Origin of the sequence: Embleya sp. NPDC059213, assembly GCF_042754445.1 — a bacterium.
Lineage (GTDB): Bacteria > Actinomycetota > Actinomycetes > Streptomycetales > Streptomycetaceae > Embleya.
In genome coordinates this window covers 1-8362 of the sequence record NZ_JBHZAV010000283.1, presented here as the reverse complement: position 1 = coordinate 8362, position 8362 = coordinate 1, and the positions used below count along the sequence as shown (strand labels likewise).

The window sequence follows — 8362 nt, the reverse complement described above, 5'->3', positions numbered from 1 at the left end:
CTCGTAATCGCGCCGTTACCGACCCTGTTCGTCCCCCACCTGTACGCCCACCGCCTCGGCGGTGGCCTTCCGCGCGTCGCGGGTCGCACCGTCGTGCGGCCGTCCATCGGCCGAATATCCGCCAGGGAAACGTCGGATGAACCCTGCTTCCGGTCCCTGTCGCGGTTCCTGACATCCAGTCAGGATCGACTCCGGACAACCGGAGGGCCGGTTGGCCACAGTGGGCAACGCGGGGGGAAACAGACGTGCCCACCGTGTCCGCATGCGTCAGGGGGACAGGGTGGGGATCCGCGTTCGCTTGGGCCTGGTCGGCGTGGTGCTGCTCGCACTCCTGGCGGGCTTCCTGTCGCCATGGCCCGGCCCGAGCGACGCCGCCGCAGCGGACAAGTCGTTGGCCGGACCGCAGCCGGCCGGGCCGACTTCGGCCGTGCCGACCGAGCCGCCACCCGCGCCGGCGGCGAGAGTGGACGCCAAGCCGGGCGACGCCCTGTACGAGGCCCGGCAACGCGTCGCGAAGACCATCGCCGAACGGCAGGCGCCGGCCCGCCCGACACCGACCGCGCTCGATCCGGCCATGCGAGCCGTCAACGAAACTCTGGTCCGGCAGGGCCGCACGCCCGAGGAGCCGACCGCCGAACACCCCGAGATCGACCTGCCGAAGCGGGTGACCGAGGGTCCTCGACTGGAGCAACTCCCGCACGCGGAGGGCCGATCCGCCCACGACCCCCCGGCACCGGATTCGAACCGGCAGCCCGGACCGCAGGATGCCCCCGGGCCGGTGCGCTCCGGTCCGGCCTCGGCGCCGCCGGACGCCCAGTACGGGGTCTGGTACTCGTGGGGGAACCTCAGTGTCGTGCCCACCTATGCCCAACCCGGCTACGTGTGGGTCTCCCTCACCAACAGGTCGAACTACACGTGGTTGGCGAACTCCAGCTTCGCACTGGGCTACCACCTCTATCGAGCCGACGGGTCGCTGTACAACTACCTCGGCACCCCGACCGCGCTGACCTCGGACGTCCCGGTCGGTGCCACCACGCAGATCTACGCACGGATCGAGCGGTTGCCCGCAGGGTCGTTCAAGCTGGTCTGGGACGTGCAGGACGACGGCGTCTACTACGTCGATCGCGGCGTGCCGGCCGCCACCCCGATGCTCTTCACCCTTCCGCACCAACCGCCGTCCGCGCGGATCTACGACCCGCCCTACGACGCCACCTACGCCAGGCTCGACACCGAACTGTCCATCGGCGTCTACGGCGACGACTCGCGGCCGATCGACGTGCAGTACGAACTGTGCCCGCAGGGCGAACCGGCCAAGCCGTGCCAGGACAGCGGCTGGTTGCGGGTGGGAACACCGAACAGCGGCTTCACGGTCTACCACCGATGGCGGCCACCCGCGGCCGTGATGACCTGGAACACCACCTACCTGTGGCGGATCAGGGTCCGGGACGACAGTGCGACCACCCCGTGGAGCGAGCAGTCGCGCTACTCGACCGTCGTGCCCGCGGTCGAGGGCGCCAACCGGCTCGGCATCGACCCGGCCGCCGTGGACCCGGCCGGGGTCGGTCTGTACCGGGGCAACTACACACGCCAGGAAAAGGACATGAGCATCCCGGCGCGCGGCGGTGCGCTGGAAATCGCCCGGGTGTACAACAGCGCCAATCCCAAGCGCGGCGTATTCGGGGTGGGTTGGTCCTCGATCCTGGACATGACGTCGATCCTGGAGCCGGACGGCTTTCTGCGGGTGACCTATCCGGACGGCCGCCAGGTGCGCTACGGCCGCAACCCCGACGGTGGTTGGGTGCCGGCCTTCGGTGAGTCCGCCGGGGCGGAGGTCACCGGACAGGCGAATCTGCGCACGTCGGACGGGACCGAGTACCGGTTCGGGGTCGACGGGCGCATCACCGAGATCGTCGGAGCGAGCGGAGGCATCCACTACTTCACCTACGACACCTCGGGCCGCTTGCAATCCATCCGCGACGGTCTGGACACCTGGAGCCGAGGTCTGTACTTCGGTTGGCTCGGAGCCGACGTGACCCACGTCGCCGACAACGCGGGAGGCAGCACCTCGGACGGAGGCCGGTTCGTCAACTACAACCACGACAACGCCGGTTACCTGACCGGGGTTTGCGATGTGCGACTCGCGTGCGGCACCTACGAGTACAACGACCACGGGAGCCCGACCGCCGAGGGACGGCTGACCAAGTCGACGCGACCCGACCCGAAGAACCACACCAAGGTGTCCTATACCGGGGACTTCGTCGAGACCGTGACGTTCGCGGACGGCGCGCTGTGGCGCTACGTGCGCGGTCCGGCCGCCACGCCGGACGCCGCGTTCGTGGTCGCGGTCACCGACCCGAACCAACTCCGCACCTCCTACGCGTTCAACGCCCGTGCGTCGCTGCTGTATCGCTGGACCGGCACCGGCCCGTCGACCGAGACGAACACGAAGGTCTGGGGCTACAACGCGTACGGGCTGCCCTCGTCCACGCTCGACGAGAACGGAAACGTCACCGAGACGTATTGGACCGCCGGCCGCCCGACCGGCCACAACGCGTATCGCGACGCCAACACCATCGTCAACACGCACATCCGCAACCACCTGGGTCTGCCGGGAGATCCGCTCAACGGCCAACCCGAGATGATGCAGGACGCCAATCGCCACCAGACCACCTACGCCTACGTTCCCGCCTCCGCCGGGAGCCGGTACAGCTCCCTGGTGCAGTCCTCCACGGCCGCCGACGGCGGAATCACCCGATTCACGTACACCTGCGTGGCGCCCGAGGCGCAACCTCCCGTGGTCAACGACCCGCAGGCCCCGGCCGGCGCGGCGCAGCCGTGTGGCCTCGCCCGCACCCGTACCGATCCGGACGGTCGCACCACCCGCTACGAGTACAACCGCTTCGGCGACGTGACCCGCACGACGACACCCACCGGCCTGGTCACCGACGTCTTCCACAACCGGACCGGCCAACCCGTCGAGCAGCGCGTGGACGGCGCGGTGACCACCCTCACCTACGACGCCCTCGGCAATGTGGAGACGGTCACCGAACCGGCCGTGACGAACTCGATTTCCGGCGCGACCCACCGCAAGCGCACCACCAACAGGCGGGACGTCAACGGGAATCTGCTCGAAGTGCGGGTGGCCGACCTGACCCCGCCGGAGGCGGGAGGCGACGGCGAGCGACTGACGGTCTACACCTACGACGTGCGGGATCGCCGGACCACCGTGACCAGCGGTGGAATCTACACCGGGTCGATCGTCTACGGATACCTCGGCGAGGTGCGCACCAGCTACGACCCGGTGGGCACCCGCTACGACTTCCTCTACGACGCGCAGACCCGGCTGACCGACACCTGGCTCCGACAGTTCAGCGTCACGGGCACGGATCCCCGGGACATCCGGATCTCGGCGCGGCGCTACGACCCGGGCGGCCGGCTCAGCCAGGTGGCGGACGCGATGAGCCACTGGGTGGGGTACACCTACACGCCCGACGGACTGCGACTGACCGAAACGCTGCGCGGCTTCCAGGACCCGGTCACCAACACGACGCGGGACATCCCGCTGCGCACGTACACCTACGACGCGGCCGGAAACGTGGTCAAGGACGTGCAAGGCGCCGGAACGGCAAGCCTGGTCACCACGTCCGGCTACGACGCGGTCAACCGCAGCATCGGCACCGTCCTGGACCCGGGCGGCCTGAACCGGGTGACCACGACCGGCTACAGCAAGGCCGGCGCGGTGACCTCGACGGTGTTGTCGGACGGGTCGACCACGGCGGACACGACGCGACAGATCTACGATGCCGCCGGGCAGTTGGTCGCGACAGGCGTGCGCACCATGTGCTGCTCCGGCGAGTCGGTGACCGCGTTCAAGCGCGACCGCGCGGGTCGGCTGCTCGCCACGACCGACCCGCGCGGGGTGCCGGCGATCGGCTCCACCGACCCGCCGAACCCGGCGTTCACCACCGAGCAGGCATACGACCTGCTGGGCCGGGTCCGCGAGACCGTCGAACCGCCGGCGGCGGTCGAGGACGGCGACGGCGCGGCTCCGCGCCAGGTGCGGGCGACCACCACGATCGGCTACGACACGTTCGGCGAAGTCACCCATGAGCGGGACGCGTTGGGCCGGGTGACGGTGACCGAGTACAACGCGCAGGGCCGCCGGGTGAAGGTCACGTATCCGCAGATGACCAACCCCGACGGGTCCGTTCGCTTTCCGGTGGAGCAGTGGACCTACGACCGGGTCGGGAACCCGATTCGGCATCAGGACCGCCATGGGCGCACGACGACGATGAAGTACGACGCCCGGAACCGGATGTTCCAGCTGATCGAGCCGGCCGCTTCGGAAGGTGCCTCGCCCTACACGGTGACCTCCACGCACGACGACAACGGCAACGTGGTGGCCCGACTCGACTCGCTCGGCGCCCAGCAGTTGTGGACGTACGACGGGATGGACCGCACACGCACCGCGACCGCTCTGCAGCGGCTCCCGGGCGGTTGGGTGGACCGCTTCACCACCACCTACACCAGTGACGACCTGGGTCGGGTGCTGCGCGTGGACACACCCGGTGGGCAGTCCACGGCCTACACGTACACCGCCGACGGGCAGGTACGGACCGAGACGGTGCGCGGCCACGGGTCGACCACCCACTCCTACGACATCGCCGGTCGGCTGCGCACGACGGTGGATCCGGTCGGCCGGACCGTGGTCAACCTGTGGGACGTCGACGGCAAGTTGCTGGAGACGGTGGCCAAGGCGGCCGACGGCGCGCCCGCGGGCGAGAAGCACTACGAGTACGACGCGGCCGGCAACGCGACCCGGGTCGGTGGCGAGCGGGGCGGGACGCTGGGCCAGACCTTCCAAAGCAGGGAATACGACGCGAGCGGACGGGTGATCGCGCTGTCCGAGGGCGTCGACCGGGCCGCCACGCAGGTGTTGACCACTCGGTTCGGCTACGACGCGGTGGGCAACCGGACCCGGGTCACCGACGCGGCCGGGCGGGCCACGTACACCACGTACAACACGTGGAACCTGCCGAGCACCCGACGCGAGCCGGTGACGGCCGCCCACCCCGCCATCGCCGACCGGACCTGGAGCACGTCCTACGACGTGGCCGGATATCCGACCGTCGCGACCGAACCGGGCGGTGTGGTGCGGCGGTTCGAGTACGACGGACTGGGCCGCACGGTGCGCGAGAGCGGGACGGGCGCGGACAAGGCGACCGAGCGCACCTTCGGTTACGACGCGGCCGGCCGGGTGACGCACACCCGGAGCGGCACCGCGGAAACCATGTACGAGTACGACGACCGGGGGTTGATGACGCTCTCGACCGGTCACGTGGGCCAGACCCGGTACACCTACGACGGCGACGGTCGGGTCAAGTCGAGCTTCGGTCCGGCGGTGACCGACGGCGTCTCGTGGTACTACGAGAACTCGGACCTGGTCTCGGTCGGCGACACGATCTCGCAGCTCACCCGCAGGTATACGCGAGACGCGGCGGGCCGGGTCACCGGTGAGGAACAAACGCGCGGGATCCGGGAGTTGGCCACGCGCAGCTACACCTACGACGCGGCCGGTCGGGTGGACACCGACACGATGCGCAACCCTGCGGGTGGGGTCACCGCGAAGCAGACCTTCCGCTGGGACCTGGAAGGCAACCTGCTCGGTTCCACGACCGAGGGCGAGATCGCCGGAGCCAGGAACCGGGAGTACACCTACGACCAGGCCGGCCGGTTGTCGAGCGACTTCGACCCGACCGCGCAGACCGGCACGGACTACACCTGGGACGAGGTCGGCAACCGCAAGGCCGCCACCAAGTGGGAGGGCACCCGGCAATCGCATGTGGCCACCGGAGGCAGCTCGTTCGGCTACGACGAGCGCAACCGGCTGGTGCAGGCGAGCGATCCGGTCGCGGGGACCACCGACTACACGTGGGACGCGAACGGCACACTGGCGCGGACCACTCGTCGGGCGGTGGGCGTGCCGGTGTCGACCGCGGACCAGAGCTTCGACGCGTTCGGCCGATTGACGGCGGACGGGACGGCGTCCTATGAGTACGACGCGCTGGACCGATTGACCACGTCGCGCAACACGGACGCGGCCAGCCATCGGCGATTCGGCTACAACGGGTTCGACAAAGAGCCCGCCACCGACGGCCGTTGGTGGTTCACCCGCAGCGGTGACACCGTCCTGGGCGCGCGGGACGGCCCACCGGAAACCACCTTCGCGGCGCGCGAATCGACGGCGGACGCGGACCTGCCCTCGGGCGCCGCGCCGGCGTACGGCGTGTTGACCAACGCGCACCAGGACGCCATCGCGCTGATCGATCCGACGACCGGTGCGATCTCGGGGTCGCGCAGCTACGACGCGTTCGGGAAGGTGACCGCGTCGGCGGGGGCGCAGGCACCGATCGGCTTCCAGGGGTCGTGGACCGACGAGACGACGGGTCGGGTCCAGGCCCAGGCGCGGTGGTACGACCCGACGACGGGCTCGTTCGCATCGGGGGACACGGCGGCCGTGCCGATGAACGGGTCGGCGTCGACCAACCGGTACGGGTACGGCGAAGGGAACCCGACCAGTACGTGGGACCCCACCGGGCACTTCCTCAAGATCCCCGGCACGCCCAGTGCCGCCGCGCTCCGACACATGGGCTCGAAGAGCATTTCACTCGCCGGGAACGTGGTGAAATCCGCCGCCAAGCCGGTGGCGCGGGCCGGGTTGCGGGTGGCGATGCGCGGCGCGGTGCTGGCGGTCGCCTCGGTCCTCACCCCCGAAGTCCTGCTCGTGGTCGGCGCGGTGGTGCTGGTCGCGCTGGTCACCGGCGTGACGGTTTGGGTCGTGGTCAACATGGACGGCTCCACCACTCCCGTCCGGGACCCGGAACCACTGGACAAGCCCGCCGACCCACCGGCGGATCCCCAGCCGACCTGCTGCCCACCGCCTCCGCCGCCCGCCGAGCCGCCGCCGCCCCCGCCGCCGTACATCACCGGCACCGCCACGACCACGTCCCGGAAGGCATGGTCGACGGTCGACAAGTACTTCGACAGCACCTTCGCCTACGAGCGCACCGACTGGTACCGCTACACCGAGACCCACAAGTGGAACCAGTGGTCGACCGGTGACACCACCTCCGGCGGGTGGAGCAGCCTGTTCGAGCACTACTGGAAGACGATCGCCCGGCGCCTGATCGACCTGGACAACGCGCTCCGGGTCGAAGTGAGCCAGGTGCCGGACTCGGCGAAGGCCCCCGACCTACCCTCCGGCGCACCTCTGGCGGGAACCTGCGGCGCCGGCGGCTCCACCGCCTCGTGCGGGTCCGGCCCCGGCCCGGGCGACCTGCACCTGATCGGCGACTGCTCCGGCCGCTTCGGCGCCGACGCGATGCAGGACTGCCACGTCGAACCCGCCCCCGGCGACCTGGGCGACCCCAACACCCGCCTGTCCAAATGCCGAGGCGTCACCGGCGCGGGCAGCTCGTGCCTGATCGACAACGCCCCGGCGGGCACCCCGTCGACCGGCGCCGACCCGAGCTGCCACAGCTTCCCGGCCGGCACCGGCGTACTGATGGCCGACGGCACCACCAAGGCCATCCAGGACGTCAAGCCCGGCGACACGGTCCTGGCCACCGATCCGGAATCGGGCGAATCCGCACCTCGCACCGTCCTGGCGGCGATCACCACCGAGGACGACAAGAACTTCGCCGACATCACCGTCGCAACCGATCAGGGCGACGCCTCCATCATCGCCACCGTCAACCACCCATTCTGGGCCCCCGACCTCAAACAATGGATAAACGCCGGCGACCTCCACCCCGGCCAACTCCTGCAAACCGCCACCGGCACCTGGGTCCAGGTCGGCGCCGTCCGCTATCTGCACGGCCGACAGCGGACACACGACCTGACCGTCGACGTCGCACATTCGTACTACGTGTCGGCAGGGACTGCGCCGGTACTGGTGCACAACTGCGACGTTGATTACGGCAGCATCGATGCCCTGGGTCAACGCTCGGGTATCGTCGCGATCGTTACTCCGCAAACCGCCCAGGGGACGAAGGCCAACCGCGATCCTCCGGGCTATGCGCCGAATGTCGGCCTGAGTCGCGGCCACCTTCTGCCCAAAGCCCTGGGTGGATCCGGGACTGTCGAATCGAACCTGGTCACCACGACCGCGCGGGTGGACAACGGGCCGATGAACGAACTCGAAAAGAGAATCGCCGCCCATGTTTTCGTGGACGGAAAGACCATCCTCTATTCCTCGACTCCTCGCTACCATCCCGGACAAGATGTTCCCTACGCCGTCACGATCGAAGCTTTCGATGACGACGGTTGGTACGAAGGCGAGACGTTCTTTCAGTGATGTGGC

Annotated in this window: 1 protein-coding gene; it reads left to right on the top strand. The window is 69.6% G+C overall.

Translation table 11 applies throughout. The features are described 5' to 3' along the window. The first annotated feature begins 262 nt into the window (after positions 1–262). Positions 263–8356 (top strand): RHS repeat-associated core domain-containing protein, encoded by an 8094-nt coding sequence (locus tag ACFXMF_RS45030; RefSeq protein ID WP_379988945.1) that lies wholly within the window; start codon positions 263–265, stop codon positions 8354–8356. Positions 8357–8362: the final 6 nt, after the last annotated feature.